Annotated in this window: 16 protein-coding genes and 2 tRNA genes; 4 read left to right on the top strand and 14 right to left on the bottom strand. The window is 72.2% G+C overall.

From position 1 onward, the window contains the following. Positions 1–6: 6 nt before the first annotated feature. Complete coding sequence (locus tag OG594_RS06645; RefSeq protein WP_266596115.1) at positions 7–153, bottom strand: hypothetical protein; 147 nt, start codon at positions 151–153, stop codon at positions 7–9. Between the two features lie 24 nt (positions 154–177). On the opposite strand from OG594_RS06645, the gene OG594_RS06640 reads away from it, so the two are divergent. Together OG594_RS06640 and OG594_RS06635 are read left to right on the top strand one after the other, a co-directional pair. Next, positions 178–309: a hypothetical protein gene (locus OG594_RS06640; protein WP_266596113.1), complete on the top strand. Its 132-nt coding sequence runs from the start codon at positions 178–180 to the stop codon at positions 307–309. Positions 310–561: 252 nt separating this feature from the next. Next, positions 562–1,533, top strand: coding sequence for a LuxR C-terminal-related transcriptional regulator (locus OG594_RS06635; RefSeq protein ID WP_266596111.1), 972 nt, complete (start codon positions 562–564; stop codon positions 1,531–1,533). A 244-nt stretch (positions 1,534–1,777) separates the two neighbouring features. Here OG594_RS06635 and OG594_RS06630 read toward each other — a convergent pair whose 3' ends face one another. From OG594_RS06630 to OG594_RS06615, 4 genes are all read right to left on the bottom strand, one after another. Beyond that, complete coding sequence (locus OG594_RS06630; RefSeq protein WP_266596109.1) at positions 1,778–2,038, bottom strand: DUF397 domain-containing protein; 261 nt, start codon at positions 2,036–2,038, stop codon at positions 1,778–1,780. Next, positions 1,998–2,846 carry a helix-turn-helix transcriptional regulator gene (locus tag OG594_RS06625; protein ID WP_266596107.1) on the bottom strand — a complete coding sequence of 283 codons (849 nt, stop codon included), beginning with the start codon at positions 2,844–2,846 and terminating at the stop codon, positions 1,998–2,000. The genes OG594_RS06630 and OG594_RS06625 overlap by 41 nt, the downstream gene beginning before the upstream one ends. 155 nt (positions 2,847–3,001) lie before the next feature. Continuing rightward, complete coding sequence (locus OG594_RS06620; protein WP_266596105.1) at positions 3,002–4,702, bottom strand: glycosyl hydrolase family 18 protein; 1,701 nt, start codon at positions 4,700–4,702, stop codon at positions 3,002–3,004. Positions 4,703–4,957: 255 nt separating this feature from the next. Then, positions 4,958–6,097 (bottom strand): LLM class flavin-dependent oxidoreductase, encoded by a 1,140-nt coding sequence (locus OG594_RS06615; protein WP_266596103.1) that lies wholly within the window; start codon positions 6,095–6,097, stop codon positions 4,958–4,960. A 250-nt stretch (positions 6,098–6,347) separates the two neighbouring features. Between OG594_RS06615 and OG594_RS06610 the strand changes: the two genes are divergently transcribed. Further along, positions 6,348–7,106, top strand: coding sequence for an IclR family transcriptional regulator (locus OG594_RS06610; RefSeq protein ID WP_030012142.1), 759 nt, complete (start codon positions 6,348–6,350; stop codon positions 7,104–7,106). Positions 7,107–7,185: 79 nt separating this feature from the next. Here the strand turns inward: OG594_RS06610 and OG594_RS06605 are convergent. From OG594_RS06605 to OG594_RS06575, 7 genes are all read right to left on the bottom strand, one after another. Beyond that, positions 7,186–7,259, bottom strand: a tRNA-Lys gene (locus tag OG594_RS06605). Between the two features lie 48 nt (positions 7,260–7,307). Continuing rightward, positions 7,308–7,964 (bottom strand): response regulator transcription factor, encoded by a 657-nt coding sequence (locus tag OG594_RS06600; protein WP_266596101.1) that lies wholly within the window; start codon positions 7,962–7,964, stop codon positions 7,308–7,310. Continuing rightward, positions 7,946–9,232 (bottom strand): sensor histidine kinase, encoded by a 1,287-nt coding sequence (locus OG594_RS06595; protein WP_266596099.1) that lies wholly within the window; start codon positions 9,230–9,232, stop codon positions 7,946–7,948. Before OG594_RS06595 ends, OG594_RS06600 begins: the two co-directional genes overlap by 19 nt. Positions 9,233–9,419: 187 nt before the next feature. After that, on the bottom strand, positions 9,420–11,090 hold the full coding sequence (locus tag OG594_RS06590) for an AMP-binding protein (protein WP_266596097.1): 1,671 nt from the start codon (positions 11,088–11,090) through the stop codon (positions 9,420–9,422). 26 nt (positions 11,091–11,116) lie between these two features. Next, complete coding sequence (locus tag OG594_RS06585) at positions 11,117–11,710, bottom strand: lytic polysaccharide monooxygenase (RefSeq protein ID WP_266602679.1); 594 nt, start codon at positions 11,708–11,710, stop codon at positions 11,117–11,119. Between the two features lie 184 nt (positions 11,711–11,894). Continuing rightward, a complete protein-coding gene (locus OG594_RS06580) occupies positions 11,895–13,916 on the bottom strand; it encodes an SPFH domain-containing protein (RefSeq protein ID WP_266596095.1) in 2,022 nt (673 codons plus the stop codon). A gap of 11 nt (positions 13,917–13,927) precedes the next feature. Further along, the gene (locus OG594_RS06575; RefSeq protein WP_266602677.1) at positions 13,928–15,325 is read right to left on the bottom strand and encodes a peptidoglycan-binding protein; all 1,398 of its coding nucleotides are present in this window, start codon (positions 15,323–15,325) and stop codon (positions 13,928–13,930) included. Between the two features lie 230 nt (positions 15,326–15,555). Here OG594_RS06575 and OG594_RS06570 point away from each other — a divergent pair. After that, positions 15,556–15,629 (top strand) — tRNA-Lys (locus OG594_RS06570). Between the two features lie 68 nt (positions 15,630–15,697). Here OG594_RS06570 and OG594_RS06565 read toward each other — a convergent pair. Together OG594_RS06565 and OG594_RS06560 are read right to left on the bottom strand one after the other, a co-directional pair. Beyond that, positions 15,698–16,333, bottom strand: a complete 636-nt coding sequence (locus OG594_RS06565; RefSeq protein ID WP_266602675.1) for a class F sortase — start codon at positions 16,331–16,333, stop codon at positions 15,698–15,700. Between the two features lie 145 nt (positions 16,334–16,478). Further along, on the bottom strand, positions 16,479–17,075 hold the full coding sequence (locus tag OG594_RS06560) for a hypothetical protein (protein ID WP_266596093.1): 597 nt from the start codon (positions 17,073–17,075) through the stop codon (positions 16,479–16,481). Positions 17,076–17,238 lie beyond the last annotated feature (163 nt).

The raw sequence follows: 17,238 nt of genomic DNA, 5'->3' as shown, positions 1-17,238 counted from the left end.
AGCGGTTCAGCCCCAGGTGGCGCTGTCCACGGGCGCCGGCTGGACGGCGGGGGCCAGGGCGACCGCGGCCGGAGCGGAGGCGGAGTGGAAGAAGACGGCGCCAAGCGCGAGGGCGGCAACCGCGAGGACCTGGGTGATACGAGTGCGGATCATGGTGATCGTTTCTTTCGGAGGCACGTGGCCGAGGTGTTCTGTTCCGTCCGGGGCACGCGGTTGACCTTCGTCCGGCTGTCGTTCGAGGTGTTTCCCGCGGCGATGAACAGCTTCGCCGTGGATCACGGCCCAGGGAAGGACTTCCCGGAGTCCTGAACAGGGCCTATCCGGATCAGGACATGTGGCACGCCGACAGCCGGGCGGCCTGGGTACGGGCCGGCGCAGCCGGCCGGCCCCTGGAGGTAGTTGCGTGTGATGGAAGCGGCCACATCATCGAGGGGCCGTCCGTCCATACAGCCTTGAACTGCGCGAACGACCAAAAGATCTTGGATGGTGGTGTGCCGGACGATACTCTTGCCGACTGGCGCGCGGCCGGGGGGCATGCGTTCCGGAGGGGACCACAAGACCATGCTGCAAACACTCGGAATCAGCACCGTAGCCGCCGCCGTCTACCAGGCGATGCTTGACCAGCCCGGCTACGGTGTCGACCAGATCGCCCGCGAATGCGGCCTGACTCACACACAGGTCCACAACGCCTTGGAGGATCTCGGACAGCTGATGCTGGTCCGTGCCTCCAGCGAGCACCCCGGACAGATGAGAGCCGTCGACCCGGACATCGGCCTGGCCGACATCGTGGCTCGACAGGAGGCCGAACTCGCGGCCCGGCAGGTCCAACTGGCAGCCTCCCGCGCCGCTGTCACCCGCATGGTCGCCGATCGCGCCGAACAGCGTTCCGCCCACGGCGAGCGCCTGCTCGGCATGGACGCCATCCAGAACCGACTCGAACGCCTGGGCCGCGCCGCCCACACCGAGATCATCGGCGTCCAACCCGGCATCCAGAACCCCGACGACCTCAATGCCGGACGCGACCACGACCTCGCCGCCCTCGTCCGCGGCGTCGCCATGCGCACCCTCTACCAGGACCACTCCCGCCGGCACACCCACATCGTCGCCTACGGCCACACGCTGATCAGCCACGGCGGAGAGGTTCGCACCGCGCCCACCATCCCCCAGCGCATGGTCATCATCGACCGCACCCACGCCCTGTTGCCCATCGACCCCACCAACACCCGCAAAGGCGCACTCCACGTCACCGAGCCCGGCATCGTGACCGCCCTGCTTGAACTCTTCGAGCAGGCGTGGAACACCGCCGTCCCCCTCGGAGCCACCCGGCCGGACGACCCGCGGACCGGTCTCACCGACCACGAACGCGAACTCCTGCGCCTCCTCGGTACCGGTCTCACCGACGAAGCGGCCGGACAGCGCCTCGGCCTCACCGACCGCACCATCCGGCGGCAGGTCGCCTCCATCATGGAGCGCCTCGGTGCCGCCAGCCGTTTCGAAGCCGGCATCAAAGCCGCACAGCGCGGCTGGCTCTGACGTCGTCCACTGCACGGATGTCCCCCCAGGGCCGTCCGCCGGGCGCCGAAGCGGCCGATCAGCGGTCCCGCTGCCACCGCGGGGAGTGTCGTGGCTCAGGCCCGGGTCGGTCGACGGCGAAGGCTGCAAGACGCCGGCCGCACCGTCCACACGGTTCCTCGGGCTCCTGAATCACCTCCGGCTTGCGGTAGTTGGGGTCCCCAGCTCGGCGCGCCCGGCGCAGGGCGGCCGCCCGGGCATGCGGTCAGAGGCTCCGGACGAACGCCGTGAACGCCTCCGGCGCCACCGTGAAGGCCGGCCCGTCGGGGTTCTTGGAGTCCCGGACCGCCACCTGGCAGGGCTGGGCGGCCACCTCGACACACTCGCCGCCGTTGGTGCTGCTGTACGAGGCCTTGCGCCAGGCCGTCGGGCCGAGGGGGGCACACTCGACGCATTCGCCGCCGGTGTTCCCGCTATAACTCGACTTACGCCACCGCGCGTTGGCCAGGTTCTGGTTGATGCCCATAACGTTCCTCCATTACGCGGACAATCAATGCCGCCGAAGCCTCAACGGAGAGAGCAGCGGCCTGCACGTGAGCGTAACGAAGCGCGGCTTCCTTGACCGTGTCAGGGTTGGCCGTCATGTGTCCGGAGATGAGGTCCTCCGAATAGACCATGTCCGGGTCATCGTCGAACCTCATGGCGGTGAACGAGCCAATGAGGCTGGCGTGTTCACCAGCCGCAAAGGGCAGCACCTGGATCCTGACCCAGCGCTTCTCGCGAAAGCTCAGTAGGTGGGCCAGCTGGTCCCGCATGACGTCCAGGCCACCGATCGGTCGGTACAACGCGGCCTCGTCGAGCACCACCCACACCATGGGCGGGCGCCCCCGGTCCAAGATTCGCTGGCGGTCCAGTCGCGCAGCCAGCATGTCATCCAACTCATCTGGCAACCCGCTAGCCAGCACAGCGCGCGCATAGTCAGGCGTCTGCAACAGCCCGTACACCAGCTGCGCCTGATACGTGGAAATGTACGAGGCCCGGGCCTCCATCTCCGCGAACGGCTGGAACCACACCGGCAAGACGCTCCGTAGGACCAGGCCCACCAGGCGGGAGAAGTGGCCGTCCGTGCCGAGCGCCGCGTCCACCCGTTCCGAGAAGTCCCGCGTCGGGACCCGTTTGCCGTTCTCGATCATGCCGATGAGCGACCCGGTGCAGAAGATGATCGCGCCCAGCTGGGCCTGTTTCAGGCCCGCCTCTTCCCTCAGCCGGCGCAGCTCGTAGCTGTAGTAGTCCAGCGGCGAGGCACTGGGATCGATGTCGCGGACGACGGCCATGGGACGGCACCTCCGAGCGGAGAACGAGCTTGTGGCCGAGAGTAGCGACGTCGACACGTACCGGTGTCGGGAATCCCGCAACCATGTGACACAGCTCCGCCCCACCCCGGTGAGGGGCAGGGCGGAGGTGTCGCTCGGCGCGGGGTGGGGGGAGATCAGCAGGCGCCGAGGTCCTTCCAGACGCCCCACTCACCCGTGGTGCCCGGGGTCTCGTTCTGCGTCCACCACTGGGCCTTGTACTTGCGGCCGTTGTGCGCGACCTCGTTGCCGGCCGTGTAGACCGTGCCCGCGACGTACGCCGGGGTCGAGCCGCAGCCCGTCGGCGGGGTGGTCGGGGGCGTGGTCGGCGGGGTCGTGGGCGGAGTGGTCGGAGGCGTCGTCGGCGGGGTGGTCGGCGGGACCGTGGTGCCGCCGAGGGCGTCCGAGATCTGGTTCAGCAGCGTGGTGTTGTTGTCCAGGCCGAGCAGGGAGTACATCATCGCGCCGGCCAGGCCGCGCTGCTTGCCGTAGTCGACCCGGGCCTGGATGGACTTCTGGTTCAGGCCGGTGAAGAACTCGCCGTCCTTGTAGAAGTACGAGGCCTTGGCCTGGTCGTCCCAGAACGTGGTCGCCGGGTTGTCGACGAGGCCGCCGAGCTCCTTGTAGTTGGCGATGCCGGCCTGCTGGCTGGTGGGGCGGGCGCCCGAGGCGCCGGTCGCGGACTGGGCGAGGCCGTTGTTCGCCCCGGCGGGGACGCCCTTCCAGCCGCGGTAGTAGAACTCGTAGCCCAGCGTCAGCTTGTTGGCGGGGAAGCCGCCGGTGATGCCGTAGGCCGGGTTGCCGTCGATCCAGGAGTCGATCGCGTTGTCGATGCTGTACTTCTGGGTGCCCGGCGCGATCGGGTCGGTCGGGTCGCCTGCCGGGGAGTAGAGCGGGGACTGGTGGTACGTGGGGCCGTCACCGTCCCAGGCGCCGTGCATGTCGTACGTCATGATGTTCGCGTAGTCGAGGTACGAACCGATCTTGTCCGTCTCGATGTACTTGATCTTGTCCTGGCCGGCCGGGAGGGCGGCGGTCAGCATGAACTTCTTGCCGCCGTTGGCCTGGCCGTGGGCGTCGAGCTGCTCGCGGAACTCCTTGAGCAGGAGCGTGAAGTTCTGCTTGTCCTCGGGGGCGTAGTGGTTGCCGAGGTGGCCGCCGGACGAGCCCGGGTACTCCCAGTCGATGTCGATGCCGTCGAAGATGCCGGCCGCGACGCCCTGGCCGCCGTAGCCGCCCTCGACCGGGAGGTTGCCCTTGATGTACTGGTCGATGCAGGAGGAGACCAGCTTCTTGCGGGAGGCGTCGGTCTTGGCCGCGTCGCTGAAGTACTTGGAGTAGGTCCAGCCGCCCAGCGAGATGTTGATCTTCAGGTGGGGGTACTTGGCCTTCAGCTGCTTGAACTGGTTGAAGACGCCGACGATCGGCTGGTCCCACTTGTCGGCGACCCCGCTGACGCTGTCCGCGGCGCTGAAGGACTTCTGGTAGTCGGCGTACGAGTCGCCCGCGCCGTCACCGGCGTTGGGGTTGTTGTCGTCGCCCGCCGCCTTGTTCGCCTCGAAACAGGTGAGGTTGGTGGGGTGGATGTTGCCGAACGAGTAGTTGATGACGTCCAACTTGCCCGCTATGCCGCGGGTGTCGAGGTGCTTGGGGTAGAAGGCGTTGCCGTACACGCTCCACTGGTCGTAGTAGGCGATGCGGACGCCTCCCGCCGCTGCCGCGGCGCCGGCCGGGGCGTCGGCGGCCTGGGCGGTGCCGAGTCCCGCGAAGGAGGCCAGCGCTCCGGCGGCCAACGCGGCCGTGGCGGCGGCAGCGATGAGTGGTTTACGGATGTGCATGAGCTGTCTCCGTGGGGGTGGGAGGGGAGTTCAAGCGGTTCGGGTGAGAGAAGTGATAGCGATCACTCCACCCCCGCGTCAATGGTTCGGACCAAAGAAGGACTAGACCACTCACGTGCCATTTCCCCAAGTCAGAGACCTGAGCGCACATCAGAAACCGCTCGCCACCCCGGGTGACGAGCGGTTTAAGGCTGCCTTCAGGCAGCTCTTCGCAAGGTTTCGGCAACAAACCAGCCAAACGCCGTTCGCACGGCGTCAATCGGCGGCGGGTACCTCCACCGGCAGGCCGTACGCATCTGCGATGAGCTCGTACGAGCGCAACCGGGCCGCCCCGCTGTGGGCGTTGGTGGTCAGCATCAGCTCGTCCGCGCCCGTGCGCTTCGCCAGGTCGTCGAGCCCGGTGCGGACCTCGTCGGGGGTGCCGTGGACGACGTTCGCGAGCCAGCCGTCGACGAACTCCCGCTCCAGCGGGGAGAACGCGTACGCCGCCGCCTCTTCGGGCGTCGGGATCAGGCCGGGTCGTCCGGTGCGCAGGCGCAGCATCGACAGCGCGCCCGTGAGCACCTGGGCGCGGGCGGCCCCGGCGGTGTCGGCGGCGAGCGCGGAGACCCCGATGACGGCGTAGGGGGCGTCGAGGACGGCCGAGGGGCGGAAGCTCTGGCGGTAGAGGTCGAGCGCGGGCAGGGTGCCGGCCGCCGAGAAGTGGTGGGCGTAGGCGAAGGGCAGGCCGAGCTCGCCGGCGAGGCGGGCGCTGAAGCCGGAGGAGCCGAGCAGCCACAGCGGCGGCCGGCCGGCGGGGCCCTGGACCGGGCCCGGTACGGCGTGCACGCGTGCGTACGGGTGCCCGTCGGGGAAGTCGTCGTCGAGGAAGCGGGTGAGCTCCGCGAGCTGCCGGGGGAACTCGTCGGCGGCCTCGTCGAGGCGACCCGGTCCGCGCAGCGCGAGGGCGGTGCGGCCGTCGGTGCCCGGGGCGCGGCCGAGTCCGAGGTCGATCCGGCCCGGGGCGAGCGCCTCCAGGGTGCCGAACTGCTCGGCGACGGCGAGCGGGGCGTGGTTGGGCAGCATGACCCCGCCGGAACCGAGCCGGATGCGGGAGGTGTGCGCGGCGAGGTGGGCCAGGATCACCGCGGGCGAGGAACTGGCGACGCCGGGCATGGAGTGGTGCTCGGCGACCCAGTGGCGGTGGTAGCCGCGGGATTCGGCGAGGCGGGCGATCTCGACGCTCGTGCGGAGGGAGGCGTGGGCGGTACTGCCCGCGCCGACGGTGACGAGGTCCAGGACGGAGAGCGGTACGGCCGCCCGGCCGTGCGCGGCGGCGCGGATCCCGCTCGCGTTCCGGTTCTCCGCCGCGCCCGCCCTCACGCGGGCCCGTACGTCGTCCCCTGCGTCACTCATCGCCACTCCCGTTTCGCTCTCCTGTGCGTGCGGCATCAGTGCGACACCGTACGAAGAACTCGAACCGTGGGCGGTCGCCGGGCATTCCCGGAGGGACGGGGCAATGCTCATGCCGCTGGCATATGCCAATGGAGTAGGTCCAGGCAGACAGACATAATTGAGCCAGCAATCTCCCCAACGGGCGCTCCACACGGGCCTCTTGATGGCTATCGTGGTAAGGCAAGCGGTAACAACCTGCTAGGGGGAAACCGTGGCGCTGAAGCCCGAGCCGACCGCGCCGTTCCACTCGGTGCAGTACGCACTACGCGTACTCGAAACGATCGCACGTCACACCGGCGGTGTGACGGACGTGCAGATCGCGCGTGAGACCGGCCTGCCCGCAGCCCATCTCGCTCCGATGCTGCTCATGCTGCGCCGGGAGGGATACGTCCTGCAGGTGTCCGACGGTGCTTACGCCATAGGGGATTCCCTCGTCCTGCTCGGCTCCGGCATCGACCGGCAGCAGGCGCTCACCGACAAGCTCCAGGAGACCCTGGACCGGCTGCGCGACTCGGTCGGCGCGGCCGTCTACATCAGCCGGTACGTGGACGGCGAGGTCAGGATCACGCAGTTCGCGGACAGTCCCCGCACCCCGAAGGTGCACGAGTGGGTCGACTTCCGCTCCGCCGCGCACGCCAGTGCGGTCGGCAAGTGCCTGCTGACGCAGCTCGACCTGAACGGGCGGCGCGACCACCTGTCCCGGCACAAGATCGCGCGGCTCACGTCGAAGACGATCGTCAACGAGCGGATCCTGTTCTCCAAGCTGGACGCCCAGCCCGCCACCGTGCCCATGCTGGACCTTCAGGAATACGCCGTGGGCACGGTCTGCGCCGCGGTCCCGATCACGGCGGGGGCCTCGGTGGGCTGCCTGGCCCTGTCGATGCCGGTCGAGCACGCGCACCGGCTGCGGGCCGCGGCGGACACCTTGAACCGGAAGGCCGCACCGCTGCTGCTGTCGCTCACGCTCTAAGCACGGGCTGCGGGCCCAGCAGGCTGGGAAAACACTTCGGGCGGTTCCCGGTGAAACCGGAAACCGCCCGAAGGACAGGTGCGCCGCCAGGGACTCGAACCCCGGACCCGCTGATTAAGAGTCAGCTGCTCTAACCAACTGAGCTAGCGGCGCCTGCTGACAGAGAAAATACTACCCGGTCCTCAGGGGTGCTCAAAACCATTAGCCGCGGAGGTAGGCGAGGACCGCCAGGACCCGGCGGTGGGTGTCCTCGGCGGGCGGCAGGTCGAGCTTCACCAGGATGTTCCCGATGTGCTTGCCGACGGCCGCCTCGGACACCACCAGCTCCCGGGCCACGGCCCCGTTCGACTTCCCCTCCGCCACCAGGCCCAGCACCTCCCGTTCCCGCGGGGTCAGCGCGGCCAGCGGGTCGCGCCGCCGGCGCAGGAGCTGGCGTACGACCTCCGGGTCCACCACCGTGCCGCCGGCGGCCACCGTGACCACCGCATCGAGGAACTGCTCCACCTGCCCGACCCGGTCCTTCAGCAGGTAGCCGACGCCGCCGCCGTCCCCGGAATCCAGCAGGTCGGCGGCGTACGAGCGCTGCACGTACTGGCTGAGCACCAGCACCGGCAGGTCCGGGCGCGCGGCCCGGAGCTCCACGGCAGCGCGCAGTCCGTCGTCGGCCAGGCCCGGGGGCATCCGTACGTCGGTCACGACGACGTCCGGGTCGTGGACGGCCACGGCGCGACGGAGCTCGTCCGCGTCCCCGACGGCGGCCACCACCCGGTGGCCGAAACGCGTCAGCAGGCCGACCAGCCCTTCGCGCAGCAGGACCCCGTCCTCGGCGAGGACGATCTTCAAGGACTCACCGGACAAGGGATCTCCAGGCTCAGAACGGTCGGGCCGCCGGGCGGGCTGGTGATCGTCAGTGTGCCATCGAGGACCGCGATCCGGTCGGCCAGTCCGGTCAGCCCGGACCCGGCGGCCGGGTCCGCGCCGCCGCGGCCGTCGTCGGTGACGTCTATGAGCAGCGCGGCGCCGGTGTGCCGGGCGGTGACGGCGGCGCGGGCCGCGCCGCTGTGCTTGCCGATGTTGGCGAGGGCCTCGCAGACCCCGAAGTAGGCGGCGGCCTCGACGGACTCCGGGAGGCGCGGCAGGCCGGTGCTCAGATCGGCGTCCACGGGGACGGCGGACCGCTCGGCGACGTCGGCGAGGGCGTCGGTGAGGCCGTAGTCGGTGAGCACCTGCGGGTGGATGCCGTGGATCAGCTCGCGCAGTTCCGCGAGGACCTTGCCGGCCTCGTCGTGGGCGGTGGCGAGCCGCTCGGCGAGCGGGCCCGGGGGTGCGTCGAGGCGGGCGAGGCCGAGGGTCATGGTGAGGGCGACGAGCCGCTGCTGGGCACCGTCGTGGAGGTCGCGCTCGATCCGGCGGCGCTCGGCCTCGAAGGCGTCGACGAGCCGGGCCCGGGAGCGGGTGACCTCGGCGAGCAGGCCCTGGAGCTCGCGCTCGCGGGGAGCGAGCAGGGCGCGGGTGAGGGCGGCGCGGGCCCCGGCGACGGCACCGAGCGGATAGAGGAGGGCGGGGAGCAGCACGGCCCCGGCGGCGGCGACCGCGAAGGCGGGCGGGTAGGAGGTGACCAGCCAGAGCTTGACCACCTTGACCTCGCCGTCGGCGGCGAGGGCGAGCTGGAGCGGGGTGGTGAGCAGGAGCAGCGGCAGGCCGAGCAGGGTGGCGACGACGGCGAGGTCGACCCACCAGAGCAGGAGGCCGTGCAGGACGGCGTGGGCGAGCTCGCGCCAGGTGGCCTGCTCGCGGTAGCGCAGCCGGGCCCAGGCCAGGAGGCCCGGTTCGGTGGGCGTGCGGTGGGGGGTGCCTGCGGGGCCGCGGTCGACGAGGCGCAGCCGGCGGCGCTCGACGGCGCCGGCCGGTACGCCGACGAGCCCGAGCAGGGCGAGCAGCGGCAGGCCGACGAGGACGAGGCCGAGCGCGGCGCCGGCCCCGGCGAGGAGGACGAGGACGAGGAGCACGGGGATCCCGGTGAGGGCGCTCCCGGCGAGGTACCCGGCGGCCCGCCAGGGCCAGGCGGAACGCAGGTACCGGCCGCGGGCCAGGGCCTGCCAGGGGGTGCGGGGGTGATCGTCCATGCGGGCACGCTAGCCGCGGTCCGCCCGCCCGGACCATGGCCCCAGCGGGCGTCCGCCAGGTATACCCAGCCCCACCCCGGACCCGCCCGGCCCGGCGCCTCAATCGCCGGCGGGGCTGGAGAACGGCCTCGCCGGCGTTTGAGGCGCGGGGGTTCGGGGGCGGAGCCCCCGCAGTGGTGGGGCGGGGTCAGTGGGGCAGGAGGTGGGAACGGCCGTGCGACTCGTACTTCGCCAAAAGGGCGGTCAGGGCGGCCGCTTCCAGGCGGCGGTAGCCCCCGGCCGGGGATCGGTGCCAGACCGGGTCTGCGCAGCGGAAGCCCTCGTGGCGCAGGGAGACGCGGTGGATCTTGTTCGTCGCCGTGGTCGGCATGGTCTCGACGATGCGGACGTAGCGCGGGGCCATCTTCGTGCCCAGGTCCGGCTGGCCGGAGAGGAAGGTCTCGAAGGCGGACGGGTCGAAGGCCGCGCCCTCCCGGAGGGCGAGGGCCGCCATGACCTGGTCCCCCGCCACCTCGTCGGGGACGGCGTAGACGGCGACCGCCGCCGCGTCCGTCCAGCGGGCCAGGATGTTCTCGATCACCGCCGCGGCGAGGTTCTCGCTGTCGACGCGGAGCCGGTCGTCGGTGCGGCCCGCGAAGTAGAGGAAGCCCGCCGCGTCGCGGAAGAAGAGGTCGCCCGTCCAGTACCAGCCGTCGCGGGTGCGGTCGGCCTCCGCGTCCGGGTTGCGCCAGTAGCCCTCGAACAGGCTGCGGCCGCGGTTGACCAGTTCGCCGATCGCCGCCGAGCCGTTGAGGAGGCAGCCGTCCGCGTCGAGGACCGCGGGCGGGCATTCGGCGCCGCTGGCGGGGTCGATCACCGCCAGGTCGTCTCCCGCGCCCGCCCGGCCCAGGGCCCCCGGCGGGGTGTCCGGGGTCCGCTGGACGGAGGCGCCGCCCTCGGTGGCTCCGTAGCCCTCCACCAGCCGGACCCCGAACCGCTCGGCGAAACGGGCCGCGTCCACCGCCCCGGCCTCGGTGCCGAAGCCGAGGCGCAGGGTGTGGGCGCGGTCGTCGGGGCGGGGTTCGGTGGCCAGGAGGTACTGGATCGCCCGCCCGACGTAGGTGAAGTACGTGGCCCCGTAAGCCCGTACGTCGTCCAGGAACGCGGAGGCCGAGAAGCGGCGGCGCAGCGCCACCGGGGCCCCGCCGACGAGCGCCGGCAGCCAGTCGGCGATGACGGCGTTGCCGTGGAAGAGCGGCATGCAGACGTAGTGGACGTCGTCCGGGGTGACGGTGAACTGGCGGGCCAGCGCCGCTCCGGCGGCCGCGAGCCGGCCCTGGCTGCAGATGGCGGCCTTGGGGGCGCCGGTGGAGCCGGAGGTGAAGTAGAGGAGGAGGCGGGAGTCGGGTCCGGGGGCTCGCAGCGCGGCTTCGCCGGGCTTGGCGGCGGCGTAGGGCGCGAGGAGGGCCTCGTACTCCTCGGTGCCGGTGACCAGGACGCGCACGCCGGGCAGGTCGAGGCCGTGCAGCAGCGGCAGGTGGGCTCGCTCGGTGATCAGGAGCCGGCAGTCGGTGTGCAGGATGTCGCGGGCCAGTTCGGGGCCGCGCCGGGTGGGGTTGATCCCGGCGACGGCGGCCCCGGCGAGGGCCGCCGCGCCGAGCCAGAACGGAAACTCGGGAGTGTTGTCGAGCAGGACCCCGAGGTGCGGCTCGGCCCCCGGAGGCATGAGGTCGACGAGGAGCGCGGCGCGCGCGGCGGCCTCCTGGGCGGTCCGGTGGTGGGTGAGGACACCGTTCTCGTGCTTCAGCCCGGGCCGGTGGTCGCCCCATTGGCGCGCTATGAGCTCCGCGACGGTTTCGGGTGCAGTCGTCGTCCGCATGCCGCCGGAGGGTAGCTGACGTTACGTCAGAACTGAACGTCGGAGCAGGCGTAGAAGGCCATCGGGGTGTCGTTGACGGTCCAGACGGCCAGGATCAGGTGCCGGCCCGTCTTGCCGCTCGGCATGGCGCCCTGGTGGACGGTGGTCATGGCGGGGCGGGCGCCGTTGTAGGCGACCGTGAGGAAGGGCTGGGGTTCGAGGTCGGCGCGGGTGAGGGCCTTGGTGCCGGTCCAGCCGTTCTTGGTGACGTAGTACTTGAAGTCGGTGGTGGAGTGGTTGGCGGTGAACTGCCACCGGAAGGCGTAGCTCTGCCCGCTGGTCACCTTGGTGGTGGGCCAGGCGCCGCCGCGCGGGTCGTCGAGCTCGGAGAACTGGGAGAGTCCGCCGGAACATATCTTGCCGTCGGCGGGGCCGGCGGCCGGGAACCCCTTGAAGCCCTCGACGCTCTGCGGCTCCCACTGGATCGCACCGCAGTTGGAGACGGTGCGGTTGGCGCAGAGCTTCTGGCGGCTGATCGGGGTGTCGGTGTAGCCGTGACTGCTGGCGGTGGGGGCGCTGACGAGGGTGATTCCGGCGACGAGGCCGAGGCCGAGCGCGGCGACGCCGGCCCGTTTGGGCATGCGGATGGGACGCATGATGCTCCTTGAACGTGGGGGGAGTTCGGTGAGAGCGCGCGCACGTGGGGATTAGGTCTAGACCAAGTTCCAGATTATTGACGAGAGTTGGCCATGTCCAGACCAATGGGAAAACGGGTGGTCCGTTACCTTCCGGCCACCCGTTCCCGTACCGCTGGACGTCCGTCCCCTATTCGGAGCGCCCCGTGTAGAAGGCGACCGTGAGGTCCTTCACCAGTGCCTTGCGCTCGTAGTCGTCGAGCTCGACCAGCCCGCGCGAGGTCAGCCGGTGGACGGTGTCGTCGACGGCGTCCACGACCGAGCTGAGCACGGTGTCCCGGTGCTTGGCGTCGATCGCCGCGACCCGGCGGCGGCGCATGGCCTCGGCCACCTCGGCCGCGTACTCGATCCGGGTCGGCTGGGCCGAGAACACCTCGATCCCGACGGCCTCGGTCTCGGCCGCGAGCATCCGGGTCAGCGCGTCGCCGACGGCCTCGGTGTCGCGCAGGGTCGGGGCGTCCTCGTGGAAGGCGTCGGCGGGCAGCTGCGACAGCACGCGCGCCATCGCCGATTCGACCTGCTCGGCGAGGTACTCCGTGTGGTCCTCGACGGCGAGGGTGGCGCGGGCGGTGTCCTTGACCTGCCAGACGACCTGGACGACGACCTGGAGGGCGAGGCCGCCCGCGTCCACGGCGGGCATCGGGTCGCTGCGCCAGTGGCGCAGGCGTACGTCGACCCGGCGGCGCAGGAGCAGAGGGCTCACCCAGGTCAGGCCGGTACGCCGGACCGTGCCTCGGTAGCGGCCGAAGAGGGTGAGCACCCAGGCGTGACCGGCGCGGGCCCGGCCGAGTCCGCCGAGCGACACGAGGGCGACGATCCCGAGGAAGGCGAGCGGCGGCCAGTGGGTGGCGCGCAGGCCGTGGTAGGCGCGGGGGGCCGCGCCGAAGGCGGCCACGAAGGCGGCGGGGACGACCCCGGCCCGCCAGAGCACGGCCGCGCAACCGGCGAGGGCCGTCCCGCCGACGACCACGCCGACCCAGCCGGGCAGCACCGGGCCGCGGTGCTCCCGGAGCCGGTCGTCACCACGGGGGACCCGGCGGCCGGGGGCGGGGCGCGGGGCACGGGTGGCGGATGCGGTGGCCTGCGGCGCGGACGCGGTGACCTGCGGCGCGGACGCGGTGACCTGCGGCGCGGGCGCGGTGACCTGCGGCGCGGGCGCGGTGACCTGCGGCGCGGGCGCGGTGACCTGCGGCGCAGGTGCGGGTACGTGTACGGCCGGAAGCTGCTGCGTGCCGTGGAACGGGATGTGTACGGGCACTTCGGTGACCGAGGTGCCCCGGCGGGTTCCGGGACCCGGGAGGTCCGGAGCGGCGCCGGCCTCGTCCAGGCCGCGGGCCACCGCCTGGGCGACGATCTCGACCGGGCCTGGTCCGGGGATGCCGGAGCGCGGCCGTGGAGCCGCGTCCACGGGTTCGGGAGCGGCGGCCTCCGGCCCGGGCTCCGGCTCCGGGTCCGGGTCCGGCTCGGACTTGGCATCGAAATCGAAGTCGAAGTCGAAGTCGGGCACGGGCACGGGCACGAACGCGGCTACCGGTTCGGGCGCGGCTTCGAGGGCGGCCTCGGGCTCGGCCACCGGTTCGGGCCGGGCTTCGGGCCGGGAATCGGCTTCGGGCCGGGCGTCGGTTTCGACGTCGGCGGTCCGCAGGCGCAGGGTGGCCGGCCCGGCGGGGGCCTCCGGGTCCTGCGGGTGCGGGATGTCCAGGCCCGCGGCGGTCGACGGGGCCGCGGCGCCCCGGTCCCCCTCCTCGTACGGGTGGGCCCGGGCCGCCGGCACCTCCCACCCGTGCGGCAGCTCGGGCGCCGGGCGGGCGGCCCGCGCCGCGGCCCAGCCGAACGAGGTCTCGGCGGCGACGGCGTGCTCCGGCGCGGCGGGGCTGCCCACCAGGGCGGGCGGCGGGCTCGGCTGGGCGGCGTCGCGCGGCGCCGCGACGGCGACGGCGACGGACGCGTGCACCGGTTCAGGCACGGGCGTCGTCGGCTCCGCGGCCCACACCGGGTGAGCTGCCGCCGGGACGGCGGGCTCGGGCTCGGGCAGGGGGGCGGGGGCGGGCTCGGGCACGGGGGCGGGATCCGCCGCACGGGCCGCTACCGGGGTGCCCAGCGGCGGCACTCGGAGGGTGCCCGTCGTCGAGGTGGTGCGCGTGGGGAACATCGTTACCTCCGTCATGCGAACAGCCGGCGCCAGGTTTCCGGGCCCGGGTAGCCGTTGGCCGAGGCGCCGGTCCAGCCCTGCGCACGCTGGAAGGCCTCGACGTTGCGGCGGTCGGCCTCGCTCCAGCGCAGGTCCGGACCGGATGTGTAGTACTTGCCGAAGCCCTTCTTCACCAGCTGGCGGCCGAGCGCCCTGATGGCCTCGTTCGACTGGCCCGGGCGGAACACCACGGCGCCCGGGTAGGCCCGTACGCCGCCCGGCCCCGGCGCGGCCCCCACCGTCGGCGGGATGTTCTTGCCCTGCTTCTCGACCAGCAGCTTCCAGGTGTGCGTGCCCGGAACGCCGTCGGCGTCCGCACCCGTCCAGCCCTGTGCGCGCTGGAAGGCGGCGGTGGCGAGCTTGTCGTGGTCGCTCCACGTCCGGTCGGCCACCCCCTTGGGGTAGAACCGGTACGCGCCGCGCTCGATCAGCATCCGGCCGAGCTGGGCGACGTAGTCGTTCGTGATTCCGGGGCCGAACTTGTCCGCGCCCGGGAAGACCGTCGAGTCCCCCGGCTTGGCGCCCGCCGGCTGCGGCTGGACGCCCGGTGCACCCGGTGCGTCCGGTGCGTCCGGGACCACGGGAACCTCCGGCAGGATCCCGGCCGGCACCCCGTTGAAGCGGTACGGGACGTACTTCGTCGCGTTGCTCCAGTACCCGTAGGGCGTGGCCAGCTTCCGCGTGTTGGGGCGCGTCTGCTCGTAGGCGACGTAGTGCGTGTGCGTCGAGTCGACCCAGCCGCCGAAGATGACCACGTGCGAGCCGTTGTTGGGGTCCGCCGGGTTGTGGAAGAGGAGCATGTCCCCCGGCAGCAGCTCATCCTTGGCGATCTTGGTGGCGAACTTGTCGAGGCTGCCGGTCCATTCGTTCGACCCGAGGTTCCAGACCATGGAGACGTAGCCCGAGCAGTCCTGCCGGTACCCGTCCGTCCAGTACTCGGACATGCTGTACGGGACCTCGGCGTCCAGCCACAGCTTCGCCCGGTTGATGATCGTCGCCCGATCGATCCGCCGCACCGCGCCGGGCCTGGCCGGGGAGCCGGGCTTGCCCACCGGCCCGCCCTTGGAGCCGTGCAGCGGGGTCCGGGCGCCCTGCGGGGAGCTCGGGTCGTCCAGGGCCGCCGGCCCCGGGGTCGGGGTAGGGGTCGGGGGCGGGGTGGCCAAGGCCACCGCGGTCGTACTGCCGCCGCCCAGGACCACTCCCGCGGCGGTGGCCAGCACCAGCGCCCGGCGGGCGCCGCGTGCGGCCGGGTGCCCCCCGTCCCGGAGCGGTATGGCCCGCGCGCGGGCGAGGGCGCGGCGGCGCTGGGCGCAGCCCCGGCACGCACAGTCGCCCGCGGGCTCGTACTCCTCGAAACCGGGCATAGGCATCTGCACATGCGTCGGAGGCTGCATCGTCATGCGGTTCCGTCCACTCCCCTGCTCGTCCATTCGTCCACTCGTCACCGGTCGACCGGAGCCACACCTGATGAGTCATCAGGTGTGGCACGCGCAGACATATGGTGCACGATAAACCCCTCAAACATGGGTTAATCGGATAAGGCGGGCGTGGCTGGTCACGCGCACCCCTGGAGGTGGGGTAGAGTTTTCCCTGTCAGCAAGCGCCGCTAGCTCAGTTGGTTAGAGCAGCTGACTCTTAATCAGCGGGTCCGGGGTTCGAGTCCCTGGCGGCGCACAGACGGGAGAAGCCCCCGCAGCGAAAGCTGCGGGGGCTTCTTCGTTTCCCGTCGGCGGCACGGCCGCTCAGGCCGCGGTTCCCGGTGCGCCCGGGCGGGCTCCCACGCCCGTCAGATAGGCGGAGACCACCACGTTCGCCGTGTACTCCTTGGCCACCTTGTCGTACGAGCCCCCGCAGGTCACCAGCCTCAGCTCCGCGCGGCCCCGGACCCGCTGGCCGTAGGCCTTGTGCGCGTCGAAGGCCGCGCGCTCGTAGACCCGTACGTCCTCGATCGTGAACTCGGCGACCGAACCGTCCGTCCGCACCACCCGCACCTTGTCGCCCGGCTGCGCGGTGCTCAGGCCGTAGAACACCGCCGGCTTGGACCGGGTGTCCACGTGCCCCACCATCAGGGCCGTCCCGGCCGTCCCCGGCTGGGTGCCCCGGCCCCACCAGCCCACCGTGCCGGGCTGGTCGTACGGGGGCGGCTCGATCGCCCCGTCCTTGTCCAGGTCCCGGCTGATCACCGGGGCCTGGATGCCTATGGAGGGCACGTCGACGCGTTGGGGCGGGGCCGGCGCGAGCGGGGCGTGCGCGGCCGGCAGCCCCGGGCCGACCGTCCCGCCGGCCTGTCCGGCGGGCGGGGCCGGCGCGACGGTGAGGTGGCGGCCCCACAACCACAGGCCGAGCACCAGTACCGCCCAGGCGGCGAAGGTCAGCAGCCGGCCGCCGGCGGTGGCCTTGCCCTCGTCGTGCCCGTCGCGCTCGTCGTACCCGTCGTACTCGTTCACCGGCACTCACCCGGACTCACGGACACCGGCTCCACCAACACCGGACTCACGGACACCGGACTCGCCGACACCGGCCTCACTCGCCGCTGCGGCGGCGGCGCAGGGCCAGCGCCCGGCCCGCGACGGCCAGGGTGGCGACCGCGGCGAGGACCGCGCCGATCACCGTGTGCGGCAGCCCCGGTCCGTCGGCGTCGTGGGCCTTCTTGGCCGACTCCGCCGCGAGCTCGGCGGACATGCCGCCGCCACCCGCGTGCACCGGCCAGACGGGCGAGGCGTGGTGGGACGGGCGGTACTCGGAGATCTGGACGGAGCCGCTGACCTTGTCGTGGCCGTCGCACGTCACCCGGACGGAGTGCCAGCCGGGCGAGACGTGCGAGCGGATCATCGCGTCGCCGTAGAGCGGGCTGCGGCCGCCGTCCCGGCCGTAGAGGTCGACGTCCGACACGAAGGCGGCGGACTTGGCCGCTCCGCGGGTACCGTCACAGCCCTGGACGCGCAGCTTGACCTGCGCTCCGGGGTGAGCCGGATTCGGGTCGACCGTGACGCTGCCGCGGTCGCCGCGGCCACCGCGGTCCTCCTCGCCCGCGAGGGCGATCGGCGCGGTCACCGCCGAGAATGCCGCCAGGGCGACGGCCATCGCGGTGGCGCGGACAGCGATCGGAACACTGCGCATGGTGAACCTCCTCGACAAGGAGATTCACGCGCGGCACGCCGCCGCGCATCCGGAGCGGCGCCGTACGTGTCGGCCGTACGCCCCAAACGCGGTAGGCCCGTTCGGCCGTACGCCGTACGCGAGTACCCGCATCGCAGGCACCCGGTACGCGGTACGTGGTGCG

It is taken from the genome of Streptomyces sp. NBC_01214, assembly GCF_026340975.1.
Lineage (GTDB): Bacteria > Actinomycetota > Actinomycetes > Streptomycetales > Streptomycetaceae > Streptomyces.
Note: the sequence above shows the minus strand (reverse complement) of the source record. Positions and strands in the feature narration are given on the sequence as shown.